The organism is Allobosea sp. 47.2.35 (assembly GCF_024655635.1).
GTDB lineage: Bacteria > Pseudomonadota > Alphaproteobacteria > Rhizobiales > Beijerinckiaceae > Allobosea.
Genome location: NZ_JANLGI010000015.1, coordinates 19,759 through 42,120 on the forward strand (window position 1 = coordinate 19,759; position 22,362 = coordinate 42,120).

19 protein-coding genes and 1 other annotated feature are annotated in these 22,362 nt (G+C 65.9%); of the genes, 9 read left to right on the forward strand and 10 right to left on the reverse strand.

The features are described from left to right. Window positions 1-214 precede the first annotated feature (214 nt). From NUV79_RS17820 to NUV79_RS17830, 3 genes are all read left to right on the forward strand, one after another. The gene (locus NUV79_RS17820) at window positions 215-2,002 is read left to right on the forward strand and encodes a peptide ABC transporter substrate-binding protein (RefSeq protein ID WP_257734448.1); all 1,788 of its coding nucleotides are present in this window, start codon (window positions 215-217) and stop codon (window positions 2,000-2,002) included. Window positions 2,003-2,114: 112 nt separating this feature from the next. Next, on the forward strand, window positions 2,115-2,390 hold the full coding sequence (locus tag NUV79_RS17825; protein WP_257734562.1) for a type II toxin-antitoxin system Phd/YefM family antitoxin: 276 nt from the start codon (window positions 2,115-2,117) through the stop codon (window positions 2,388-2,390). After that, entirely contained in the window at window positions 2,387-2,764 is a 378-nt protein-coding gene (locus NUV79_RS17830; protein WP_257734449.1) for a type II toxin-antitoxin system VapC family toxin, read from the forward strand. The genes NUV79_RS17825 and NUV79_RS17830 overlap by 4 nt, the downstream gene beginning before the upstream one ends. Here the strand turns inward: NUV79_RS17830 and NUV79_RS17835 are convergent. Together NUV79_RS17835 and NUV79_RS17840 are read right to left on the reverse strand one after the other, a co-directional pair. After that, on the reverse strand, window positions 2,761-3,933 hold the full coding sequence (locus NUV79_RS17835) for an alpha-hydroxy acid oxidase (protein WP_257734450.1): 1,173 nt from the start codon (window positions 3,931-3,933) through the stop codon (window positions 2,761-2,763). The two genes, NUV79_RS17830 and NUV79_RS17835, sit on opposite strands and share 4 nt — an antisense overlap. Before the next feature lie 96 nt (window positions 3,934-4,029). Next, complete coding sequence (locus NUV79_RS17840; RefSeq protein ID WP_257734451.1) at window positions 4,030-4,653, reverse strand: YitT family protein; 624 nt, start codon at window positions 4,651-4,653, stop codon at window positions 4,030-4,032. 475 nt (window positions 4,654-5,128) lie between these two features. On the opposite strand from NUV79_RS17840, the gene NUV79_RS17845 reads away from it, so the two are divergent. Next, a complete protein-coding gene (locus NUV79_RS17845) occupies window positions 5,129-5,332 on the forward strand; it encodes a cold-shock protein (RefSeq protein WP_047581917.1) in 204 nt (67 codons plus the stop codon). A gap of 491 nt (window positions 5,333-5,823) precedes the next feature. On the opposite strand, the gene NUV79_RS17850 is transcribed toward NUV79_RS17845, so the two are convergent. Beyond that, the gene (locus tag NUV79_RS17850) at window positions 5,824-7,299 is read right to left on the reverse strand and encodes a SulP family inorganic anion transporter (protein WP_257734452.1); all 1,476 of its coding nucleotides are present in this window, start codon (window positions 7,297-7,299) and stop codon (window positions 5,824-5,826) included. A 101-nt stretch (window positions 7,300-7,400) separates the two neighbouring features. Continuing rightward, window positions 7,401-7,456, reverse strand: a sequence feature (sul1 is cis-regulatory element that is thought to sense ions involved in sulfur or methionine metabolism; They are found in Alphaproteobacteria). 287 nt (window positions 7,457-7,743) lie between these two features. Here NUV79_RS17850 and NUV79_RS17855 point away from each other — a divergent pair. From NUV79_RS17855 to NUV79_RS17870, 4 genes are read left to right on the forward strand one after another with little or no spacing between them, the layout of a single operon-like run. Beyond that, window positions 7,744-8,757 carry an ArsR/SmtB family transcription factor gene (locus NUV79_RS17855; protein ID WP_257734453.1) on the forward strand — a complete coding sequence of 338 codons (1,014 nt, stop codon included), beginning with the start codon at window positions 7,744-7,746 and terminating at the stop codon, window positions 8,755-8,757. After that, window positions 8,757-9,668 (forward strand): methylenetetrahydrofolate reductase [NAD(P)H], encoded by a 912-nt coding sequence (gene metF, locus NUV79_RS17860; protein ID WP_257734454.1) that lies wholly within the window; start codon window positions 8,757-8,759, stop codon window positions 9,666-9,668. The genes NUV79_RS17855 and metF overlap by 1 nt, the downstream gene beginning before the upstream one ends. A gap of 4 nt (window positions 9,669-9,672) precedes the next feature. After that, complete coding sequence (metH, locus tag NUV79_RS17865; protein ID WP_257734455.1) at window positions 9,673-13,425, forward strand: methionine synthase; 3,753 nt, start codon at window positions 9,673-9,675, stop codon at window positions 13,423-13,425. A gap of 55 nt (window positions 13,426-13,480) precedes the next feature. Further along, window positions 13,481-13,915, forward strand: coding sequence for a GNAT family N-acetyltransferase (locus NUV79_RS17870; protein ID WP_257734456.1), 435 nt, complete (start codon window positions 13,481-13,483; stop codon window positions 13,913-13,915). A 54-nt stretch (window positions 13,916-13,969) separates the two neighbouring features. On the opposite strand, the gene NUV79_RS17875 is transcribed toward NUV79_RS17870, so the two are convergent. From NUV79_RS17875 to gstA, 3 genes are all read right to left on the reverse strand, one after another. Further along, entirely contained in the window at window positions 13,970-15,685 is a 1,716-nt protein-coding gene (locus NUV79_RS17875; RefSeq protein ID WP_257734457.1) for a Na/Pi cotransporter family protein, read from the reverse strand. Between the two features lie 185 nt (window positions 15,686-15,870). Continuing rightward, on the reverse strand, window positions 15,871-16,251 hold the full coding sequence (locus NUV79_RS17880) for a nuclear transport factor 2 family protein (RefSeq protein ID WP_257734458.1): 381 nt from the start codon (window positions 16,249-16,251) through the stop codon (window positions 15,871-15,873). 16 nt (window positions 16,252-16,267) lie between these two features. After that, window positions 16,268-16,879 carry a glutathione transferase GstA gene (gstA, locus tag NUV79_RS17885; RefSeq protein WP_257734459.1) on the reverse strand — a complete coding sequence of 204 codons (612 nt, stop codon included), beginning with the start codon at window positions 16,877-16,879 and terminating at the stop codon, window positions 16,268-16,270. A 189-nt stretch (window positions 16,880-17,068) separates the two neighbouring features. Between gstA and NUV79_RS17890 the strand changes: the two genes are divergently transcribed. Further along, window positions 17,069-17,362 (forward strand): winged helix-turn-helix transcriptional regulator, encoded by a 294-nt coding sequence (locus NUV79_RS17890; RefSeq protein WP_257734460.1) that lies wholly within the window; start codon window positions 17,069-17,071, stop codon window positions 17,360-17,362. 27 nt (window positions 17,363-17,389) lie between these two features. Here the strand turns inward: NUV79_RS17890 and NUV79_RS17895 are convergent, their stop codons facing one another. The 4 genes from NUV79_RS17895 to NUV79_RS17910 form a co-directional block, all read right to left on the reverse strand. After that, a complete protein-coding gene (locus NUV79_RS17895; RefSeq protein ID WP_257734461.1) occupies window positions 17,390-18,331 on the reverse strand; it encodes a sensor domain-containing diguanylate cyclase in 942 nt (313 codons plus the stop codon). A gap of 84 nt (window positions 18,332-18,415) precedes the next feature. After that, on the reverse strand, window positions 18,416-19,648 hold the full coding sequence (locus tag NUV79_RS17900) for an ABC transporter permease (RefSeq protein ID WP_257734462.1): 1,233 nt from the start codon (window positions 19,646-19,648) through the stop codon (window positions 18,416-18,418). After that, complete coding sequence (locus tag NUV79_RS17905) at window positions 19,645-20,394, reverse strand: ABC transporter ATP-binding protein (RefSeq protein ID WP_257734463.1); 750 nt, start codon at window positions 20,392-20,394, stop codon at window positions 19,645-19,647. Before NUV79_RS17905 ends, NUV79_RS17900 begins: the two co-directional genes overlap by 4 nt. Before the next feature lie 243 nt (window positions 20,395-20,637). Beyond that, window positions 20,638-22,302 carry an efflux RND transporter periplasmic adaptor subunit gene (locus NUV79_RS17910; RefSeq protein ID WP_257734464.1) on the reverse strand — a complete coding sequence of 555 codons (1,665 nt, stop codon included), beginning with the start codon at window positions 22,300-22,302 and terminating at the stop codon, window positions 20,638-20,640. Window positions 22,303-22,362: the final 60 nt, after the last annotated feature.

A 22,362-nucleotide genomic window follows, 5' to 3' on the forward strand; every position in this document is an offset into this window, starting at 1 on the left:
TCCCTTGTGAATCAGCGTAATTTAGCCGGGGCTACGAGTGGCAAGCAGGTCCGCCATGCGGTTCCCGTCTGACGACTTAAGTTATGATTAAGGCAGCGGCTCCTAGGAGCAGAGTCGCGTCCAAGGCTATTCTACGCCCTGGAACTGATAAATCCGATCTGGAACTGGTCAAGTTATTGATCGTGTTCTTGCTGCCATGACGTGAAGGTTGATTATGACTAGTCAGTATATCCAGGGTATGGTGCAGGACGTGAAGAAGGGCGGCCTGTCGCGGCGCTCCTTCATCCAGAGGATGGCGGCGCTCGGCATCACCGCGCCGATCGCGACCCAGATCCTCTCCTGGAACGATGTCGCGATGGCCAATGCCACGCTCGAATACAAGCCGACCAAGGCCGGCGGCGGCGGCCCGCTCAAGATGCTGCTCTGGCAGGCCCCGACGCTGCTGAACCCGCATTTCGCCTCGGGCACCAAGGACCAGATCGCGTCGCGCGTGTTCTACGAGCCGCTCGCCGGCTGGGACAAGGAAGGCAACCTGATCCCGCAGCTCGCGGCCGAGGTACCGACCAAGGCCAATGGCGGCCTGTCCGAGGACGGCACGACCGTCACCTGGAAGCTGAAGAAGGACGTGAAGTGGCATGACGGCAAGCCGTTCACGGCCGACGACGTCGTCTTCACCTGGGAATACGCTGCCGATCCGGCGACTGCCGCCTACACCACCGGTGCCTACAAGGACATCAAGGTCGAGAAGGTCGATGACTTCACCGTCAAGGTGATCTTCGCCAAGCCGACGCCGTTCTGGGCCGATCCCTTTGTCGGCGTCGCCGGCATGATCATCCCGAAGCACCATTTCGGCGAGTACAAGGGCGCCAAGTCCCGCGAGGCTCCGGCGAACCTCAAGCCCGTCGGCACCGGCCCCTACAAGTTCGTCGACTTCAAGCCCGGCGACATCCTCTCCGGCGCTCGCAACGAGAGCTATCACGTCGCCAATCGTCCGCATTTCGACACGTTCGAGATCAAGGGCGGCGGTGACGCGGTCTCGGCGGCCCGCGCCGTCCTCCAGACCGGCGAATACGACTATGCCTGGGATACGCTGGTCGAGGACGAAGTCCTGAAGCGCATGGAGATGGGTGGTCGCGGCAAGATCAGCGCGGCGGCTGCCGGCGACATCGAGTTCATCACCCTGAACACGACCGACCCGTGGACCGAGGTCGATGGCGAGCGTTCGAGCGTCAAGACCAAGCATCCGACGCTCAGCGATCCGGCCGTGCGCCAGGCGATCAACCTGCTGATCGACCGCGACTCGATCCAGAAGTTCATCTATGGCCGCGCCGGCGCGGCTACGGCGAGCTTCGTGAACGAGCCCAAGCAGTTCAAGTCGGAGAAGCTCAAGTACGAGTTCAACATCGAGAAGGCGAACAAGATCCTCGACGATGCCGGCTGGAAGAAGGGCTCGGACGGCATCCGCGAGAAGGACGGCAAGAAACTCAAGTATGTCTTCCAGACCTCGATCAACGCTCCGCGCCAGAAGGTGCAGGCGATCATCAAGCAGGCGTGCCAGCGCGCCGGCATCGATATCGAGCTGAAGTCGGTGACGGCCTCGGTGTTCTTCTCGTCGGACGTCGCCAACCCCGACACCTACACCAAGCTGTACGTCGACATCGAGATGTACACGACGACGCAGCCGCAGCCCGATCCGGAGCGCTTCCTCAACCAGTTCACCTCGTGGGAAGTCGCCAACAAGGAGAACAAGTGGCTGGGCCGCAACGTCTCGCGCTACACCGACCCGGCTGCCGACGAGGCCTACAAGGCTGCCCAGAAGGAACTCGATCCGGCCAAGCGCGCCGCGCTGCTGATCAAGGTCAACGAGATCTTCTGCGAGGCCAATGTCATCCTGCCGATCCTGTCGCGCAAGAAGGTGGTCGCCGCGTCGAACACCCTCTCGCATGACCATTCGGGCTGGGATGTCGACACCTGGAACCTCGCGTCCTGGTATCGCGCCTGAGGCATGAAAGCTCCCGCCGGGCTTGTCCCGGCGGGAGATCTCTTGGGTCGGAAGTTGCCATTCAAACCCACCCTCTCCATATTAGCTAAGCTTAGCTAATATGGAGAGGGTGATGACCATCGTGAATGTGCACGAGGCCAAGACTGGCCTCTCGCGATTAATCGAACAGGCCTTGCGCGGCGAGGAGGTCGTTATCGCGCGCAACGGCGTGCCGGCCGTGAAGCTGGTGCAGGTCGATCCCCCGCCGACCGGTGCCGTCAAGCGTCAACCCGGTCTTTGGGCAGGGAAAATCCGAGAGATCGATCCGGATTGGTGGAAACCGCAGAACGATCTCACCGATCTGTTCGAGGTCTATTCCACGAATGATGATGCCGGGCAGAGCCTTTGAACTGCCTTTTGGATAGTCACGTCCTGCTGTGGTGGCTCGGCCTGGACGGCGACAAGCTCTCCAGTCCGGTGAGGGAGGCTATCGCCAGGGCCGATCAGGTCTGCATCAGCGTCGCCAGCGTGTGGGAGCTGGAGATCAAGCGCTCCCTTGGTAAGCTCGATCTACCCGTCGCCGAATGGAGAGCCTTGCCGGCTTCGGGGCTGACCTTCATCGAGATTACCCTGGATGACGCAACGATGGCCGCCGCCCTGCCATCGATCCATCGCGATCCATTCGACCGCATGCTCGTCGCACAGGCCAAGAACCGTGAGCTGACGCTCGTGACCCGAGATGCTCGCCTGCTTGAGTACGGCGTGCCGTGCCTGAAAGCTTAGGCGCCCGCCAGCCGCTTGATCGCCCCGGCACGGCCGCCGACGAGGATGCGCTCGTCGACATCCTTGATGTCACGCAGGCCGCAGAGCGCCATGGTGGTGTCGAGCTCCTTGCGGATGATGTCGAGCGCTGCGGTGACGCCCTGCTCGCCCATGGCGCCGAGCCCGTAGAGGAAGGCGCGGCCGATGAAGGTGCCGTGCGCGCCGAGCGCGATCGCCTTCAGCACGTCCTGGCCCGAGCGGATGCCGCCGTCGAACAGAACCTCGATGCGGTTGCCGACCTGCTCGACGATCCCCGGCAGGGCCTCGATCGAGGAGAGCGCGCCGTCGAGCTGGCGGCCGCCATGGTTCGAGACGATGAGGGCGTCGGCGCCGCTCTTGGCGGCCATCTCGGCGTCCTCGGGATCGAGGATGCCCTTGAGGATCAGCTTGCCGCCCCATTGCTCCTTGATCCACTGGACGTCGTCCCAGTTCAGCTTCGGGTCGAACTGGCTGGCGGTCCAGGAGGAGAGCGAGGACATGTCGGCGACGCCGGTGACATGTCCGACGATGTTGCCGAACTGCCGGCGCGGCGTATCCAGCATCTTCAGGCACCAGCGCGGCTTGAAGGCGAGGTTGATCAGGTTGGCGACTGTCGGCTTCGGCGGGGCCGAGAGGCCGTTGCGGATATCCTTGTGGCGCTGGCCGAGGATCTGCAGGTCGAGCGTCAGCACAAGGGCCGAGCAGCCGGCCTTCTTGGCCCGCTGGATCAGCCGCGAAATGAAGTCGCGGTCCTTCATCACATAGAGCTGGAACCAGAACGGCGCCTGGGTGTGGTTCGCGACATCCTCGATCGAGCAGATGCTCATGGTCGAAAGCGTGAAGGGCACGCCGGCCTTGGCGGCGGCCCTGGCGGCGAGGATCTCGCCATCGGCGTGCTGCATGCCGGTGAGGCCGGTGGGGGCGAGCGCGACCGGCATGGAAACCGGCTGGCCGATCATCTCCGAGGCGAGCGAGCGGTTGGTCATGTCGACGGCGACGCGCTGGCGCAGCTTCACCTTGGCGAAATCGGTTTCGTTGGCGCGGTAGGTGCCTTCGGTCCAGGCGCCGGAATCGGCGTAGTCGTAGAACATGCGCGGCACGCGGCGCTTGGCCAGAAGGCGCAGGTCTTCGATGGTCAGGGGCTGGGCCATGTCTCGTCTCGCCGTTGGCGTCCCGTCTTGTCCTCCGGGCTTGCTCGCATGCTGGCGGGCAGGGCGCAACCGTTACGCGGCGCGGAAGGCCTCTCGTCAGGACACCGCCATGTAGCGGCCGGGCTTGTGGTTCATGCCGAGGATGGCGTTGAGCACGAGCGTGCCGAGGAGCGAGAGCGCGACCTTGTCGGGCGGCAGCACGAAGAGGGCGGCGGCGAAGATCGCCGCGTCGATGCCGAGCTGGACCCAGCCGGCGCGCAGGCCATGGCGCTCCTGCAGGTAGAGCGCGAGGATGTTGACCCCGCCGATCGCGGTGCGGTGGCGCGCCAGCGCCAGCAGGCCGAGCCCCATAGCGACGCCTCCGGCGATCGCCGCATAGAGCGGCGCCACCGCCTCGATGCGGAACCAGCCCGGCGTCGCCCAGACGAAGACCGAGACGAGGCCGACGGCGGCGAAGGTACGCAACGTGAAGGGCAGGCCCATCCGCCGGAAGGCGAGCCAGTAGAACGGCAGGTTGATGACGAAGAAGAGCAGGCTGAAATCCGCCCCCGTGCCGAATTGCAGCAGGAGGGCGAGCCCGGCCGCGCCGCCGGTCAGCAGCGTCGCCTTGGCGAACAGGACGATGCCGAAGCTGATCATCAGCGTGCCCAGCGGCAGGGCGAGGAGGTCTTCGTAAAAGCGGTGCTGCTGCGGCATGACAGGGGCGGCGGTTGAGGACATGGCGAGGCCTGTATCGGCTGGCGGCTTCCGGCACCAGAGGGCCTGCAAGGATCGCGCCGGGCGGGTCCGCCTCTCGCCCTGCTCGATGCGGCCGGCGAGAACCCGGGGGCGCAGTCGATGCTATGACGCCGTCCGGCGTTTTCTGTCGTGGAGCCATTTTGCCAAGATGATGCTCGCGGCAAGTGAGACCAAAATCATCGGCTTGCGGTTGAGGTGGAAAGAACACGGCAATCTTGACGCGCAGGGACGCTAGGTCGCTGCGTCGGGAAAAGTGAAAGCCGATCTGGGCGGCTCTTCTCGCATTGGCGCCAAGACACGGATCGCGTTGACAAAATCTTGAGAGGCTCAGGTGCCGCCTGCCTGTCCTTTCATCTCGACAAGGACCGGTTTTCGGTCAATCCTTACCTTGCCGGCATAGGAGCCATGCGTTCAGTGCCGGTGTGAGTGAGACGCGTTGGCTTCGAGGGATGTGGCGATGGCGACCGGAACCGTGAAATGGTTCAACACTGAGAAGGGGTTCGGCTTCATTCAACCGGCGGAAGGCGGCAAGGATGTGTTCGTGCACATCACGGCCGTGAAAGAGGCCGGCATGATGACGCTGACGGAGGGGCAGAAGGTTTCGTTCGAGTTGAAGACCGAACGCGGCAAGACGGCCGCGGGCGATCTGAAAGTGCTCTGAGACCGTTCTGTTTGCCGGAGGGCTCGCCTGCCGCGCGCGGCGGGGCGCTGGCGAGCGCGCGCCTGACAATGACGACCGGATCGGCGTTGTCGCCGTGTGTCCGGCGCGATGGCTCTTGACGCGATAGGATGCGTGCCGAAAGCCCCGTCCAGGCCTGGCCTGCGGGGTTTCGGGCTGGAGCATCCGGGGGATGCGCGGAGCCTTGCGGCGTTCGCAGTCGACGGCTGCGTGCCGATGTCGTTGCGATGTCGATGATGTCGAGCAGCGACGACCTCGCGCTGCCCGGCTCTGCGCACGGTATCTGGGGGTCTGCTCCGCTTCGACGCCTGGCGATTTGGCCTTCTGTTTCAGCATCGGGCTCGACGAGAATGATCGGGCACCTGCTAAGAGGTCGTCATGGGGCGTGAGCCGACACAAGGGATGTTCCCAAGAGTCAGCTGCCGGCCATTCACGGTGAAGCTACCGCGAGTGGCGACTTCGCCTTTTCGAGATCAATGCCCTGCAGTGAGCGTCGGTCGTTCTTTGTCGTGAACCGCGAGGCGCTCGACCATGGTCGCGGTGGCCTGGTTCATGCCGACGACCTCGACGACAATATCGTGGTGCCGGAACTTCAACACGACGCGGTCGAGCGCGTTGATCGCCGTAATGTCCCAGAAATGTGCCGCGCTGAGGTCTATGACGACGTTCCTGACCTCCTCCTCGCGGAAGTCGAAGGCGCCATGGAAGGCCTCGGCTGTGGCGAAAAAGATCTGTCCGCTGACGCGGTAGATCCGCTTCTCGCCCGCACGCTCCGAGGAGACCGCGAAGAAGCGCGTGACCTTGTGGGCGAAGAATAGCCCACTCAACACGACGCCGAAGAGCACGCCCTTGGCGAGGTCATGCGTGGCGACCACGACCGCGACCGTGCCAAGCATGACAAAGCTGGAGCTCTTCGGATGGATGAGCAGGGTCCTCAGCGAGCGCCATTGGAAGGTGTTGATTGAGACCATGATCATCACCGCGACGAGTGCTGCCATGGGAATCTGGGCGACGTACGGACCGAGTGCGACGATCAAGAACAGCAGGAAGCCGCCGGCCCAGAAGGTCGAGAGGCGACCGCGACCACCTGACGAGACATTGATGACCGACTGCCCGATCATCGCGCAGCCGGCCATGCCGCCAAAGCACCCGGCAGCGATGTTGGCGAGGCCTTGACCAGCGCATTCGCGGTTCTTGTTGGACGTGGTATCGGTCATCTCGTCGACGATGGCCGCTGTCATCAGGCTTTCGAGCAGGCCCACCATGGCAAGCGTCAACGCATAGGGCGTGATGATCTTCAGCGTCTCGAAGGTCAGTGGCACCTGCGGCAGCGCGAAGAAGGGCAGTTCGGTCGGAAGCGCGCCCATGTCGCCGACGGTGCGGATGCCGAAACCGAAATACATCGAGATCGCCGTCATCAGAACGATGGTGACCAGTGGTGACGGCACGGCCTTGGTCAATCGCGGCAGCAGATAGATGATCGCGAGGCCAACCGCTGTCATGGCGTAGACGATGGGGCCGCGACCGAGAAATTCGGGCATTTGTGCCAGGAAGATCAGGATGGCGAGCGCATTGACGAAGCCGGTCACGACCGAGCGCGAGACGAAGCGCATCAGGTTTCCGAGCTTCAGGATGCTGGCGATGATCTGGAAGAGGCCGGTCAGCAGTGTTGCCGCCAGCAGGTAGTCGAGGCCGTGTTCCTTCACAAGCGTGGTCATGACCAGCGCCATCGCGCCGGTTGCGGCCGAGATCATTGCAGGGCGGCCGCCAGTGATGGCCGTGATGACGGCGATGCAGAACGAGGCGTAGAGTCCGACCTTCGGATCGACGCCGGCGATGATCGAGAAGGCGATGGCCTCCGGGATAAGGGCGAGTGCGACGACGGTGCCGGCGAGGAGCTCTCGCGTGACGTTCGGAGCCCATTCGCTCCGCAGATGAGACGTTGCCATATGAGAAAATGAAGCCTTCGAGGCCCGCTGCCGGAAAAGGGCTGGGGCGCGCGACAACGGATGCCCGGAACTGTCCGAGGCTTAAATATTGTCCGTCATAGCGTTGTCCGGCGGATCGGCGGCCGGAAGAGCCACCCGGAATTTCACCGGGTCCGAGTTTATTGGCACTGTTATAGCCACTTGGTTTAGCCGCACAACAAGCAATGCGCACGCAGGGTCTGGTCTGCGCGACAGCAATTCTGCGATGCATCCACGATGGGCCGCTGGTGGATATTGCAGAGTTCGCTCCGCAGCCAAACGTCATAGCGGCATGTAGCTCCCGACTTCTCCCGCGAAAGGCGCGCGGCGTCCTATCTTCCGCACGACAATCCGCTTGCACGAACGGTGTGTTCGATATAAAGATATCTTTATATCTTTTTCCTTCTCGACAGGGGACGCTAGCGCGTGCGGCAGCCGACGACATTGTCTTCCGATGTGCTTCTTGCGGGCCTCCGGGCTGCCGGCGAGGAGACGCGGCTGCGCATCCTTGCGCTGCTCTCCGAGGGCGAGCTCTCGGTCTCCGATCTCACCGACATTCTCGGCCAGTCGCAGCCGCGCATCTCGCGCCATCTCAAGCTGCTCGCAGAGGCCGGGCTGGTCCGGCGCTCGCGCGAAGGGGCTTGGGCTTTCTTCCGGCTCGACGAGACCGGGCCGGGCGGCGCCTTTGCCGCGTCGCTCGCCGCCTGGCTCGACCTGAGCGATCCGGTGCTCGCCGCCGATCGCGAGCGTCTCGCGGCGGTACGCGCGACGCGGGCCGAGGCTGCGCAAAACTATTTCGCCAGCGTCGCGCGCGACTGGGACCGTTTGCGCGGCCTGCATGTGCCCGATCATGCCGTCGAGGCTGCGGTCGAGGAGGCGGTGGGCGAGGGTACGCCCGGCGCCATGCTCGATCTCGGCACCGGCACGGGGCGGATGCTGGAGCGGATCGCGCCGAAATTCGGCCGCGCCGTCGGGGTCGATGCCAACCATGCCATGCTGGCGGTGGCGCGGGCCAATCTGGAGCAGGCGGGGCTTTCGCGGGTCGAGCTGCGGCAGGGCGACATCTACGCGTTGCCCTTCGCGCGCGGCTCCTTCGATCTCGTCGTGATCCATCAGGTGCTGCATTTCCTCGACGATCCCGGCCGGGCCGTGCGCGAGGCCGCCGCGATGCTGGCGCCCGGCGGGCGCCTGATCGTCGTCGATTTCGCGCCGCACGACATGGAATTCCTGCGGACCGAGCATGCGCATCGCCGGCTCGGCTTCTCCCGCCAGCAGATCGCCGCCTGGTTCGCCGAGGCCGGTCTGTCCTGCGATCTTTCCCGCGAAGTCACCTTGGCCGATGGCGGCTCGGGCCAGCTCCCGGTCATGCTCTGGCGTGGCCGCGACCGGCGCGTCCAGGCCGATCCGCCGGCCCGCACGATCAATCTCGAGGTTGCGTGATGAATGCTTTCCGCCCCAGCCGCCATGGCTCGCGCCGCCCGCGCGTCTCCTTCGAATTCTTCCCGCCGAAGACGGAGGAGATGGAGGTCGCGCTGTGGGACAGCGTGCGCCGGCTTGAGCCGCTCGGACCCAGCTTCGTCTCGGTGACCTATGGCGCCGGTGGCTCGACCCGCGAGCGCACTCACGCCACCGTCAAGCGCATGGTCGACGAGACGCGCCTGAGCCCGGCCGCGCACCTCACCTGTGTTTCGGCCTCGAAGGCCGAGGTCGACGAGGTCATCCGCTCCTATTGGGATGCCGGGGTGCGCCATGTCGTGGCGCTGCGCGGCGATCCGGCCGGCGGGCTCGGCACGGCCTACGAGCCGCACCCGGACGGCTATCACCAGACCTCGGACCTCGTGGCCGGCCTGAAGCGGATCGGCGATTTCGAGGTGACGGTCTCGGCCTATCCGGAGAAGCACCCGGAGGCAGCCTCGCTCGATGCCGATATCGACGCGCTCAAGAAGAAGGTCGATGCCGGCGCGACGCGGGCGATCACCCAGTTCTTCTTCGATAACGACGTCTATTTCCGCTATCTCGACAAGGTGCGCGCCAAGGGCATCGAGATTCCGATCCTGCCCGGCATCGTGCCCGTCCAGAACTTCAAGCAGACCGCGAATTTCGCCCGCAAGACCGGCGCCAGCGTGCCGCAATGGCTGGCCGATCGGTTCGAGGGGCTGGAGGACGACGCCGCCACGCGCCGCCTCGTCGCCGCCGCCGTCTGTGCCGAGCAGGTGCTCGACCTGATCGATCGCGGCGCCACCGACCTGCATTTCTACACGATGAACAAGGCCGACCTCGTCTATGCCATCTGCCATCTCGTCGGCCTCAAGCCCGAGAAGCCGGCGGCGCAGGCCGTGGCGGCGGAGTAAGCCTATGTCCGACTTCATTCCCGCCCCCGTCGACGGCGCCGAGATCGAGCGCTCGCTGCGCCAGGCCGCGCGCGAGCGCATCCTCGTGCTCGACGGCGCGATGGGCACGCAGATCCAGAACCTGAAACTCTCGGAAGCCGATTTCCGCGGCGAGCGCTTCAAGGGCTTCAACCACGACCTCAAGGGCAATAACGACATCATCGCCCTGACCCAGCCCGAGGCGCTGCGCGACATCCATCTCGCCTATTTCCGGGCGGGCGCCGATATCGTCGAGACCAACACCTTCTCGGGCACTTCGATCGCCCAGGCCGATTACGGCATGGAGGCGATCGTCTATGAGCTGAACGTCGAATGCTCGCGGCTCGCCCGCGAGGCAGCGATGATCGCCGAGAAGGAAGACGGGCGGCGCCGCTTCGTCGCCGGGGCGATCGGACCGACCAACCGCACGCTCTCGATCTCGCCCGACGTCAACAATCCCGGCTTCCGCGCCGTGAGTTTCGATCAGGTGCGCGATTCCTATGCCGAGCAGGTCAGGGGTCTGATCGATGGCGGGTCCGAGCTGCTGCTGATCGAGACGATCTTCGACACGCTGAACGCCAAGGCGGCGATCGTCGCGATCGAGCAGGTCTATCGCGAGAAGGGCATCCGCCTGCCGGTGATGATCTCCGGCACGATCACCGATCTCTCGGGCCGCACGCTCTCGGGCCAGACGGTCGAGGCCTTCTGGAACGCGGTGCGCCATGCAGCCCCGCTGACCATCGGCCTCAATTGCGCGCTCGGCGCGCGCGAGATGCGGGCGCATATCAAGGACATGTCGCGCATCGCCGACACGCTGGTCTGCGCCTATCCGAATGCCGGCCTGCCCAACGAATTCGGCCTCTATGACGAACGACCCGAGGCGACGGCCAAGATGCTGGCCGAGTTCACCGATGCAGGCTTCGTCAACATGGTCGGCGGCTGCTGCGGCACCACGCCCGACCATATCCGCGCCATTGCCGAGGCGGTCGCCGGCAAGGCACCGCGCCAGATTCCCGAGGTGAAGCCCTGGCTCAGGCTTGCGGGGCTGGAGCCGTTCACGCTCGACGAGACCATCCCCTTCGTCAATGTCGGCGAGCGCACGAACGTCACCGGCTCGGCCAAGTTCCGGAAGCTGATCACGGCTGGTGATTATGCCGCCGCGCTCGACGTGGCGCGCGATCAGGTCGCCAACGGCGCGCAGGTCATCGACATCAACATGGATGAAGGCCTGCTCGATTCCGAGAAGGCGATGACCGAGTTCTGCAACCTGATCGCCTCGGAGCCGGATATCAGCCGCGTGCCGATCATGGTCGATTCGTCGAAATTCCCGGTGATCGAAGCCGGCCTCAAGACCATCCAGGGCAAGCCGATCGTCAACTCGATCTCGATGAAGGAGGGCGAGGAGGCTTTCCTCGAGCAGGCGCGCATCTGCCGGCAATATGGCGCGGCGGTGGTCGTCATGGCCTTCGATGAGGTCGGGCAGGCCGACACGTTCCAGCGCAAGATCGAGATCTGCACGCGGGCCTACAAGCTGCTGACCGAGACGATCGGCTTCCCGCCCGAGGACATCATCTTCGATCCGAACATCTTCGCGGTGGCGACGGGCATCGAGGAGCACGACAACTACGGCAACGACTTCATCGACGCGACGCGGGCGATCCGCGAGACCCTGCCGCATGCCCATATCTCGGGCGGCGTCTCGAACCTGTCCTTCTCGTTCCGCGGCAACGAGAAGGTGCGCGAAGCCATGCACTCGGTTTTCCTCTACCACGCCATCAAGGCGGGGATGGACATGGGCATCGTCAATGCCGGCCAGCTCGGCTCCTATGACGATCTCGATCCCGAATTGCGCGAGCTCTGCGAGGATGTCGTCCTCAACCGCCGCAAGGATTCGACCGAGCGCTTGCTGGAGGCCGCGCCACGCTTCAAGGGCGATGGTTCGGTCGCGGCTTCGGGCAAGGACCTCGCCTGGCGCGAACTGCCGGTCGAGAAGCGGCTGGAGCATGCTCTCGTCGCCGGGATCACCGAGTTCATCGATGTCGACACGGAAGAGGCGCGCCTCAACGCCGCCAAGCCGCTGCACGTCATCGAGGGACCGCTGATGGCCGGCATGAACGTGGTCGGCGACCTGTTCGGCTCGGGCAAGATGTTCCTGCCGCAGGTGGTGAAGTCCGCCCGCGTGATGAAGCAGGCCGTCGCCTATCTCATGCCCTATATGGAGGAGGAGAAGCGTCTGAACGGCGGTTCCGAGCGCTCGGCCGCCGGCAAGGTGCTGATGGCGACGGTGAAGGGCGATGTCCACGATATCGGCAAGAACATCGTCGGCGTCGTACTCCAATGCAACAATTACGAGGTGATCGACCTCGGCGTGATGGTGCCGACCCAGAAGATCCTGGAGACGGCGCGCCGGGAGAAGGTCGACATCATCGGCCTCTCAGGGCTGATCACGCCCTCGCTCGACGAGATGGTGACGGTCGCCTCCGAGATGGAGCGCGAGGGCTTCGACATTCCGCTGCTGATCGGCGGGGCGACGACGAGCCGCGTGCATACCGCGGTGAAGATCCATCCGGCCTATGAGAAGGGCCAGGCGGTGCATGTGAACGACGCCTCGCGCGCCGTCGGCGTCGTCTCCAGCCTGCTCTCGTCGGAGCAGAAGCCGGGTTATGTCGCAGGCGTGCAGGCGGAATATGCCAAGGTCGCCGAGGCGCATCGCCGCTCGGAAGCCGACAAGCAGCGCCTGCCGCTGGCCAAGGCCCGCGCCAATGCCTTCAAGACGGATTGGGCGAATTATGTGCCGCCGAAGCCGAGCTTCCTGGGCACGCGGACCTTCCGCACCTATGACATCGCCGATCTCGTGCCGGTGATCGACTGGACGCCGTTCTTCCAGACCTGGGAATTGAAGGGCCGCTTCCCGGCGATCCTGCAGGACGAGAAGCAGGGCGAGGCGGCGCGCGCGCTCTGGGACGATGCGCAGGCGATGCTGAAGCGCGTCGTCGAGGAGCGCTGGTTCAACCCGAAGGCGGTGATCGGCTTCTGGCCGGCCAATGCCGTCGGCGACGATATCCGCCTCTATACCGGCGAGAGCCGGCACGAACAGCTCGCGACCTTCCACGGCCTACGCCAGCAGCTCTCGAAGCGCGACGGCAAGCCGAACATGTGCCTGTCCGATTTCGTCGCGCCGGAAGGCGTGGCGCCCGACTATATCGGCGCCTTCGCCGTCACGGCGGGGGCCGAGGAGGAGCGCATTTCCGAGAAGTTCGCGCGCGACAACGATGATTACCGCTCGATCATGGTGAAGGCGCTGGCGGACCGTTTCGCCGAAGCCTTCGCCGAGCGGATGCACCAGCTCGTCCGCAAGGAATTCTGGGGCTATGCGCCGGACGAAGCCTTCACCAACGAGGACCTGATCCGCGAGGAATACCAGGGCATTCGCCCGGCGCCGGGCTATCCGGCCCAGCCCGACCATACCGAGAAGGAGACGCTCTTCCGGCTGCTCGAAGCCGAACGCCGCGTCGGCGTGAAGCTGACCGAGAGCTACGCGATGTGGCCGGGCTCCTCGGTCTCCGGGCTCTATTTCGCGCACCCGGAGGCCTATTACTTCGGTGTCGCCAAGGTCGAGCGCGATCAGGTCGAGGATTATGCCGAGCGTAAGGGCATGACGATCGAGGAGGTCGAGCGCTGGTTGGCGCCGATCCTCAACTACGACACGTCAGCCTATCGCCTGCAGGCCGCGGAGTAGTTGCGTTCCATCGCGGCGGCGGGCATCACGCCTGCCGTAGCGATGGAGAGCGTTCGTGACGACTGACAAGGCAAGGCTGATCCGCAAGGCGGTGGCGGCGGATGAGCCGCGCATCCGCGCCATCCGGATGAGCGTGCGCGAGAACATCCTGAGCGACCCCACGAAGGTCACGGACGAGGATGTCGCCTGGTATCGCGAGCAGGCGATCTTCGTTGTCGCGGAAGAGGCGGGCGAGATCGCGGGCTTCGCCTGCGCCAACCATCAGACCGGCCTAATCTGGGCCCTTTTCATCGATCCGGCGCAGGAGGGGCGGGGCCATGGCCGCGCTCTAATCGATGCCGCGCTCGCTGGCTTGAAGGCCGCGGGCCATGCCCAGGCCTGGCTCGAAACCGGGGCGGGCACGCGGGCCGAGCGCTTCTATGTCCGCCATGGCTGGCGCGACATGGGCCGGGGCCTCGACGGGCAGATCGTCTTCACCAAGCTTCTCTGACGCAAGAAAGCCGCCCGATGGGGCGGCTTTCGCGTTTGTGGTGTCGATGTCGGCTCAGGCCGGAACGGCTGCGATCGCCAGTTCGCCGAGGCTTGCTTCTCCGGCTTTCGCGCCGGCCGGCACTGTCGCGATCTCGCGTGAGACCGAGCGGCGCTCGGCGTCGATGCGCTCGATCAGGAAGAAGGCGCGTTCGGCGCTGCCGAGCAGGGCGAGGATCGCGCCGCGCTCGACCCAGGGCAGTTCCGAGCCGAGGCGCAGGCAGCGCTCGCGCAGGGCGAGGAGCTCGGCATTGCGCGCTTCGGCCATGCCGGTTGCCGGCGCCCGCTCCTGTCCGATCGGGACGATGGTGGCGAGCGTCTCGGAGACCTTGTCGAGCACCGTGTCGACGAGCTTTCGACCCTGCTCGCCGAAGGGCTGGCGCTCGATGCGGCGGGCGATCTGGTAGAGCGTCTCGCCGAGGCTTGCGGTGAAATCCTCTTCCTCGATCAGGCTGGCGACGAGATCGGCCCGGGCATAGGGCATCTCGGGCGTGAACATGCCGGAGGTATAGGCGCGGATGTCGCGGTTGAGGATGTCGATCGCGGCATAATGCTCCTCGATCTTGTCCGGGGCGTCAGGCTTGCCGCGTGCGATGTCGACGAAGAGCCGGGCGGCCTCGAGATAGCGGCCGGTCTCGCGCTGGATCGCCTGCACGGCCTGCGCATGGTCATGCGCCTTCACCAGATAGCGCGGCTGCGAATAGTCCTCGATATCCTCGGCCGAGGTCGCGCCGACCCGCGACAGTACGCGCTCGAACACGCCGACGAAGGGGAAGAGCAGCAGCGTGTTGAAGATGTTGAAGAAGGTCGAGTAGAGGCCGACCGCGACCGGAACGAGCGGGAAGGTCTCCTTACCGTCCTTGATCACGGGAACGCCCGGATCGCCGCCGAACCACTGCATCGCCCAGGTCAGCACCTCCATCGAGACGAAGAAGAGCGGTATCGTCACCATCACGCCGATGATGTTGAAGGAGATATGGGCGTAGGCCGCGCGCTTGGCGTTCTTCGACAGGTTGAGCGAGGCCATCCAGGAGGTGATCGTGGTGCCGAGATCGGCGCCGAGCGAGAAGGCGACGGCGGTCTTCCAGTCGAGGATGCCGGCGGCGCCGAGGCCCATGACGATGCCGATGGTGGCCGAGGAGGAGTGGATCATCGCCGTGATGCCGGCGGCGATCAGCACGCAATAGATCAGGTTGAGATAGGTATCGGCCTTGAGCGCCGAGATAACGCTCATCACCTCCGGCATATTGCGCAGGGGGCGCAGGCCGCCGGTCATCAGGTTCAGGCCGTAGAAGATCAGCGCGAAGCCCATGCAGGCGAGAGCGATGTTCTTGATCTTGTCCGTCTTGGCGAAGATGTGGACCAGCGCGAAGATGCCGGCGAGCAGCAGCCCGAGCGGCCCGAGCGGCAGCGCGATCAGGCCGTTGCCCAGCGTCGTGCCGATATTGGCGCCCATGATCACGCTGATCGCCGGCCTGAGGCCGATGACGCCGGCATTGACGAGGCCGACGACCATCACGGTCATCGCGGTCGAGGACTGGATGACGCCGGTGATGAAGGTGCCGGCGAGCACACCCTTGGACGGGGTGCCGGCGATCCGCGCGAGCAGGGCCCGCATCTTGTTGACGGCGAGCGACTGGATGCCGTTGCTCATGAATTCCAACCCGAGCATGAAGATGCCCAGGCCGCCGATCACTGGCACGATGACTTGCGAGAAGATGTCGATCTGCATCGGAGATTCCCGGCGCGGCCGGTGCTGATGCACCGGCGAGGCTTGCGGCGCGGCCGCCACCGCCCCGGCAAGGCCGGGCCGGTCCCGGCCACAGGTGAGGTCTCGATCGATCGCTTTCTTCTAGAGCTTCCCCTGCGACAGTGTTGTGACCGAGCCCGCTGGCCTGCGTTCAGCCGCCGCTCTCGTCAGGCGGCGGGGGCGAGATCGAAATGGAAAACCTTGGCGACGATGCGCCACTCGCCATCGAGCTGGACGAGGCTGAGCAGATCGGTGAACTGCTTTTCTCCGATGGCGCATTCCACACGGGCGAGCGCCGTGATCGGCCCGGCGAAGGCGATCGAGACGATCCGGTCGTGCCGCTTTTCCTGGCGGCTGGCCGGAGAGGGGCGGGCGGCCACCATCGGCAGATAGGCGTCCATCGTCATGTGGGTCAGCTGTCCGTCGCTGGCGCAGGCGTAGATCGCCTGCGGGTGGAAGACGCGGCCCAGCAGGGCCGCGTCGCTGCGATGGAGGCCGTCGAAATACTGGCCGAGCAGGGCCTCGATCGGGGCGAATGGCGCGTTCATGGGGCGGTGCCCAGCATCAGGCGGCGAGGCGTTCGGCATTCAGCGCTTCCCGCACGCTGTCCCTGCTCGCGACGCGCTCCAGCAGGGCTGTCAGGCGAGGCCAGGCCGACAGAGGGATGTCCTTGCCTTCGGCCCAGCCCGCGATGACGAAGAGATAGATATCGGCGACGCTGAAGGCGTCTCCGAGCAGATAGCTGCGTCCGTCGGCGAGCTCCGTCTCGATATGGCCGAGGCGCCGTGCGATGGCTGCTCGGGCCTCCTGCCGCCCAGCCTCGCTCGTCCCGGGCCGAAACAGGGGCGAAAACGCCTTGTGCAACTCGCTCGCGAGGAAATTGAGCCATTCCTGCAGCCGCGCCCGTTCCAGCGTCGCGGGCAGTGGAGCGAGGCCGACGGACGGGGCGAGGTCGGCGATGTACTGGACGATCGCGGCGCCTTCGGTGAGGACGCTGCCGTCCTCCAGCTTCAGTGCGGGAACGTAGCCCTTGGGATTGATCGCAGCGAAGTCCTCGCCGCCGGCGGTCTTGCCGGTGAAGATGTCGACCTGTTCGAGGGTAAAGGGCAGGCCAGCCTCGCGGAGCGCGATATGGGGCGAGAGCGAGCAGGCGCCGGGTGCGAAATAGAGCTTCATGACGGTTCATCTCCGTGGATCGGTGATGCGCCATGGTTAGATCTCAGCGATAACCTTTGTATACCTTATTACTTGTTGTAACCTCATTTTCCGGTATCCTCCCGGTTACCGGAGGTTTCCCGCATGGCATTGAAAATTCGTAGGAATCGCTCGCCAGAACCACCGGAAACCTGCGATGTCGGCACCTGCATGCTGGTGCTCGGCGGAGCTTGGACGCCGAATGTCGTCTGGTTTCTGAGCGGCGGTCCCCGCCGGTTCGGCGAGCTGCGCCGCGACATCCCCGCGATCTCGGCCAAGATGCTGAGCGCCCGGCTGCGCGGCCTGGAGGCCAAGGGCGTCGTCATGCGGAAGGTGCTGCCGGGCTCGCCGCCCTCGGTGGAATACGCATTGACGCCGCTTGGCCGCGAATACGTGCCGGCGATTCAGGCGATTGCGGAGGTTGGCGCCAAGCTCAAGGCATTAGCGCGCGGACAGGCAGCCTGACCGGGCAGGGGGAGCGCTTCGGCGCTGTCAGCCGGCGAGCGCGGCCCGGCTGACGGTGGCCACCGGCCCGTCGAAGACGCGGACGCAGTCGCCGCCGGCCATGCCGGCGATCTGGAGCGCGGCTTCGGCTTCCGTGAAGATCTCATTCTGCTCGCGATAGCCCTCCGGCGTCAGCAGGGCCGCTCCGATCGAGAGCGTGAAATCGATGACGTGATTGCCGCGCGGCATCGGCCGGCACAGCAGTTTGCGCGTGCCGGAGAGCATCGAGGCGAGATAGCCCTTGTCGCCGGGCATGCGCAGCAGGAGGGCGAAGGCGCCGGGGCCGGTCTGGTCGATGGCCAGCGCATCGGGAAAGAGCCGGCGCAGCCGCTCGCCGAAATTGCGGATCACGTCCTCGCCCGCGGGGCGGCCGTAATTCTCGACGAGCGTCGCGAACCGATCGATCTCGAAGATGGCAAGCGCGAAGCGCTCGGGTTCGCGGTCGCGTTCGTGCCGGAATTGTCGGAGCGCGTCGGTGAAGCTGCGGCGCGCCGCGAGATTCGTTGATCCGATGGTTCGCACCAGCGAGGCGGTTTCGGTCCACAGCCCCTTCTCGGCCGTGACGTCCTGCTTCGAGCCGAAGATGCGGATCGGCCGGCCATGCTCATGGCCGACACCGACGATCAGGCGCATCCAGCGCTTGTCGCCATTGGCCGCCTTGATCCGGCAATCCAGCGCGAAGCCCTGGCCGGTGCTGATCGCCTTGCTGCGCAGCTGGTTCATCTCGCGGCGCGAGCGCTCCTCATAGAGATCGAGGATGGCGTTGCGGTAGATGCCGGAGCTGCGCTTCAGGCCGAACAGATCGTAGACGCCGTCGGTCCAGCTCAGGGTTTCGTTGGCGAGATTGCATTCCCAGGCGCCGACGGCGGCGGCCGCGACCGCGCGATCGTAGAAGGACTGCGTCGCCGCGGTGAGCTGCTGGCTGTTCACGGTCCGCCTCCTGACTGCCTTAACGGCAGCCTAGAGCGGGTGGGGTTAAGCGAACCTTTGCGCAGTGCGGAAAAATCCGCCGCCTCATTCGCGCCGGAGCGCCTCTATCGGGTCGAGGCTGGCGGCGCGGCGCGCCGGGTAGAAGCCGAAGAACACGCCGATCAGGCCGGAGACGCCGACCGCGATCAGGATGGTCTGGACCGAGATCACCGAGGGCCAGCCGGCCACATGGGCGATGGTCAGCGCCGCCGCGATGCCGAGCCCGACGCCGACCGCGCCGCCGATGGTCGCAAGCGTCGTCGCCTCGATCAGGAACTGGGTCAGCACGGCGCTCTGGCGGGCGCCGACCGCGAGCCTCAAGCCGATCTCGCGGGTGCGCTCGGTGACCGAGACCAGCATGATGTTCATGATGCCGATGCCGCCGACGAGGAGCGAGACGGCGGCCACGGCCGCCAGCAGCCATGACAGCGTCGTCGCGGCGGCGGTTGCGGTATTGGCGATCTCGGTGAGGTTGCGGACGATGAAGTCGTCCTCCTGATCCTCCATAAGCCGGTGGCGCTGGCGCAGCAGGGCGGTGACCTCGGCGATGCCCGGCGTGATCGCATCTTCGTTCGCGAACTTGACCATGATGCTTTGCACCGAGCGGTCGCGGGCATAGTTGCGCCCGACGATGCGGCGCCGGCCGGTATCGAGCGGCACGAAGATGACGTCGTCCTGATCCTGCCCCAGTGCGGATTGGCCCTTGGACGCCATCACGCCAATGACCTTGAAGGGTACGTTGCGGATGCGAAACTGCTGGTCGAGCGGGTTCTCTTCGCCGAAGAGGTTGCGCGCCACCGTCTGGCCGATCACGGCGACGATCTCGCCCTTGCGCAATTCCTCCGGCTCGAACAGCCGGCCTGATCCGATCTCCCATTCGCGCGCGGCGAAGAAGTCGAGATCGGTGGCGGTGATCTGCGTCGACCAGTTGGCGCCGGCATAGACGGCCTGCGCACGGGTGATGAGCACCGGTGCGGCGGCGGTGACGTCCTCGACCTCGCGCAGGATCGCCGCGGCATCCTCGTCGGTCAGCGTCGAGGAGGCACCGGCGCCGAGCCTGACGCCACCCTGCGTGACGTTGCCGGACTGGATGATCGCGAGATTGGCGCCGAGCGACTTGATCTGACCGGTGACGCGGGCGCGGGCGCCGGAGCCGATCGCGACCATGGCGATGACGGCGGCGACGCCGATGATGATGCCGAGCATCGTCAGGGCCGAGCGCAGCGCGTTGGCACCGATGGCGGATAGCGCCGAGCGGATCGCTTCGGTGAGGCTCATGCGGCGGCCTCCGGCAGGCCGATGCCGGCGTCGAAGGCTGCGAGCGCGGCGCGGGCGTCGGCCGGCTCCTGCCTGATGTCGCTGAGCAGGTGGCCGTCGCGGAAGCGGATCAGGCGCCTGGCATGGCGGGCGACCTCGGCGTCATGCGTGACCAGGACGACGGTGACGCCTTCGCGGTTGAGGTCCTGGAAGAGCGCGAGGATTTCGAGCGCGGTGCGGCTGTCGAGCGCGCCGGTCGGCTCGTCGGCGAGCAGGAGGCGCGGCTCGTTGACCAGCGCGCGGGCGATGGCGACGCGCTGCTGCTGGCCGCCGGAGAGCTGCATCGGCCGGTGATGGGCACGCTCCGCGAGACCGACGCGGGCGAGGGCGGCAAGCGCGCGCCGCTTCCGCTCGGCGCGGGCGACGCCGGCATAGACCATCGGCAGTTCGACATTGGCGCAGGCATCGATGCGGGGCAGCAGGTTGAATTGCTGGAAGACGAAGCCGAGCTTGCGATTGCGCAGCTCGGCAAGCCCGTCGCCGGAAAGGGTCTCGACCGCGACGCCGTCGAGCACGTAATGGCCGCCGCTCGGCCGGTCGAGACAGCCGATCAGGTTCATGAAGGTCGATTTGCCCGAGCCGGACGGGCCCATCACCGCGACGAGATCGCCGGCCTCTATCGTCAGCGAAACCCGGTCCAGCGCCGTGACGCGGCCGGAATCGAGATCATAGACGCGGGAGAGGTCACGGGTTTCGATCAGGGGCATGGGCGCGCTCCGCTTTTGGGACGAGCCTGCTGCGCGTTGGACGGTTGCGCGGGGGGAACCCTTCTCCCGTGTGGGAGAAGGGCAGGGATGAGGGCCTGCCCCAACCGTGAAAGGCGCGGGGCTGTGACGTCGTGCCTACCCTGAAAGCGCAGGCCCTCACCCCTACCCCTCTCCCATTCGGGAGAGGGGATCCCGCGGATGCCCTTCCCGGTGTCGTCTCTTGGGAGACTCATTGCCGCGCCCTCAGAACAGCCGTGGCCCGCGGGCGCGGGAGGCCGGCGGTTCCGGCGCCGTCGTGATGCGCGGACCGCCACCGGTCACCACCTGCGCTCCGTCCTTGACCTCGCCGCCGAGCAGTTCCGTGAAAGCGCCATCGGTCGGGCCGAGCATGACGGGCACGGGCTTCGGCTGGCCGGCTTCGTCCAGCACATAGACGCGGCCGGGAATGCCACGGCTTGGCGCCGCACGCCGGCCTTCCTGCATGAAGGTCTCAAGCTTCGCGCGTCGCTCGGGGTCGAGTACCGCGCCGATCTTCTTGACCAGCTCGGCACTGCCCGCGCGGAAGGCTGCGCGCCGCTCCTCCGGCGAGAGGCCGTTCATCGCTTCGCGATTGCCGCGACGTTCCCTCAGGATCTCGGCGATCGCCTGCTTTTGCTCGGGCGTCGGCTGCAATTCGGTCTCGATCCGCTCGCGCAGGGCGTTGGCGGCGCGCGGTGCGCGTTCGCCGGCATCCGGAAGCGCCACGGGGCCCGTGCCCGAGCCGGCAGGGGCGGCACCTGCTGCGCCGGCCGGGCGGAAGCGCAGGGCGGCATTGGGCACGCGCAGCGCATCGGGCCGATCCTCGGTCACGACCTGAAGATTGGCGGTCATGCCCGGCAGGAGCGCCATGTCGCGGTTCTCGACGCGGATGATGCCGGTATAGGTGACGACGTTCTGGATGGTCTGGGCGCCGAGCCGGACCATCTCGACCCGGCCCTGAAAATTGCGGCTGGGATAGGCGTTGACGGTGAAGGAGACCGGCTGGCCCGGCTTCAATCGGCCGACATCGGCCTCGTCGATATTGGCGTAGATGTCGATGGTGCGCAGGTCCTGCGCGATCTGGAACAGCGTCGGCGAGGAGAGCGAGGCGGCGACCGTCTGGCCGAGATCGACCTGGCGCTGGACCACGACGCCATCGACCGGCGAGCGGATCTGCGTGCGTTCGAGGTCGATCAGGATGTCGCGGAGCTTGGCGTCGCGGCTGCCGATCAGGGCCTGGCTGGCCTGAACCTGCCCTTCGGCGAGCTGGATATCGGCATCGAGCCCCTTGAGCTCGGCTCGGGCGGAGGCGAGCTGGGCTTCGTTCGAGGCGAGCGAGGCGGTCTGGACCTCGACCTGGGTGCGGGCCGTGTCGAGATTCTGCTGTGAGCCCGTGCTGCGGTTGAAGAGCTGGTCCTGCCGCTCGAAAGTGCGCCTGGCATCGGCGAGCTGGGCCGAGGTGCGGGTGCGCTGGGCCTCGAGATCACGGATGAAGGAATCCGCCTTGATCCGCGCGGCGCGGGCGCGTTCGAGCTGGGCGTTCTTGACGACGAGATCGGCTTTGGCCTGTTCGAGATCGGCCTGGGCGGCGTCGCGGCGCGTCCGGATCTGGTCGCTCTGCAGGCGAGCCACGACCTGTCCGGCCTTCACCTGCGTGTTGTAGTCGGCGAGGAGCTCGACGATCTGGCCGGAGAGCTGGGAGCCGACGAGGACGGTGGTGACCGGCGTCAGCGTGCCGGTGGCGCGCACGGCGGCGGTGATGCGGCCCCGGTCGAGCGGCGCCGTGCGATAGGGCGGCTCATTGGCGTTGCTGCCGGCCGGGCGCAGGGCCCAATAGCCGCCGGCCGCCGCGAGAACGATCAGCCCGGTTCCGATCAGCCATCTGCGCAAGGTCGTTTCCCCGTCCCGTTCGCGCCTGGGCGCGAGCGAAGAAGAGTTTGCCAGAAAGCA

Coding starts and splice junctions, on each gene's coding strand:
- NUV79_RS17820 (WP_257734448.1), top strand. CDS start 215: ATGACTAGTCAGTATATCCAGGGTATGGTGCAGGACGTGAAGAAGGGC.
- NUV79_RS17825 (WP_257734562.1), top strand. CDS start 2,115: ATGACCATCGTGAATGTGCACGAGGCCAAGACTGGCCTCTCGCGATTA.
- NUV79_RS17835 (WP_257734450.1), bottom strand. CDS start 3,933: ATGGCCCAGCCCCTGACCATCGAAGACCTGCGCCTTCTGGCCAAGCGC.
- NUV79_RS17840 (WP_257734451.1), bottom strand. CDS start 4,653: ATGTCCTCAACCGCCGCCCCTGTCATGCCGCAGCAGCACCGCTTTTAC.
- NUV79_RS17845 (WP_047581917.1), top strand. CDS start 5,129: ATGGCGACCGGAACCGTGAAATGGTTCAACACTGAGAAGGGGTTCGGC.
- NUV79_RS17850 (WP_257734452.1), bottom strand. CDS start 7,299: ATGGCAACGTCTCATCTGCGGAGCGAATGGGCTCCGAACGTCACGCGA.
- metF (WP_257734454.1), top strand. CDS start 8,757: ATGAATGCTTTCCGCCCCAGCCGCCATGGCTCGCGCCGCCCGCGCGTC.
- metH (WP_257734455.1), top strand. CDS start 9,673: ATGTCCGACTTCATTCCCGCCCCCGTCGACGGCGCCGAGATCGAGCGC.
- NUV79_RS17875 (WP_257734457.1), bottom strand. CDS start 15,685: ATGCAGATCGACATCTTCTCGCAAGTCATCGTGCCAGTGATCGGCGGC.
- NUV79_RS17880 (WP_257734458.1), bottom strand. CDS start 16,251: ATGAACGCGCCATTCGCCCCGATCGAGGCCCTGCTCGGCCAGTATTTC.
- gstA (WP_257734459.1), bottom strand. CDS start 16,879: ATGAAGCTCTATTTCGCACCCGGCGCCTGCTCGCTCTCGCCCCATATC.
- NUV79_RS17890 (WP_257734460.1), top strand. CDS start 17,069: ATGCTGGTGCTCGGCGGAGCTTGGACGCCGAATGTCGTCTGGTTTCTG.
- NUV79_RS17900 (WP_257734462.1), bottom strand. CDS start 19,648: ATGAGCCTCACCGAAGCGATCCGCTCGGCGCTATCCGCCATCGGTGCC.
- NUV79_RS17905 (WP_257734463.1), bottom strand. CDS start 20,394: ATGCCCCTGATCGAAACCCGTGACCTCTCCCGCGTCTATGATCTCGAT.